This is a genomic window from Bartonella sp. MR168JLCBS, from assembly GCF_042194175.1.
Map to the genome: position 1 here is coordinate 1 of NZ_JBHIMP010000477.1, position 634 is coordinate 634.

Genomic DNA, 634 nt, shown 5'->3' on the forward strand with positions numbered 1-634 from the left:
ATTATGCTGCTTAGTCCTTCAGGCTGTGGAAAATCAACTTTAGCTAAAATCATCTATAGGCTTTATTCCCTAGCAAGTGGACAGATATTAATTAATGACCAATCTTTACAGAATTTCGATATCCGTAGCATGCGTAAAATAATCGTGTATTTTCTCCAAAACCCTTGTCTTTTTTCCGGAACTATTCTTGAAAATATGCATCTTGCCAAACCAGATGCTAGCAATATTGAAATCAACGCCGCATTTCAGGAAAGTGCTTGTCATGATCTTCCTTGCTCAATTTCCTCAAGGGCTGGCAATTTGGATGAGACGGAAAATGTTAACGGACCAACAATATCCGCACTGAGAATTTTAGAGGATAGAAAACAAAAAGCAAAGGTTTAAAACAATGCAGTAAGAATGGGTAAGCCACCCATAGAGACATTAAAACTGTAGTGAGACCAAATTGGTGTCACAGCTTCCTTTTAGAGCAGCTTGTTGGAGTAAAAAACAAGAGAGAACGGAGATTAAAAATCAGCACAGATTCGAGAAAGTTAGCACCAATTCGTTCACAAATGTAGGAGTAACAGTTTTGCCAATCAAAGCGCTTCTCAACTCAACTCTATCGAAAACAATATGCCACCCCTTAAAAATA

Annotated in this window: 1 protein-coding gene; it reads left to right on the forward strand. The window is 37.9% G+C overall.

The annotated features are described in order from the left end of the window. The coding region (locus ACFIK8_RS12130) for an ATP-binding cassette domain-containing protein (RefSeq protein ID WP_375669574.1) at positions 1-384 on the forward strand (384 nt) is incomplete at its 5' end. Positions 385-634 lie beyond the last annotated feature (250 nt).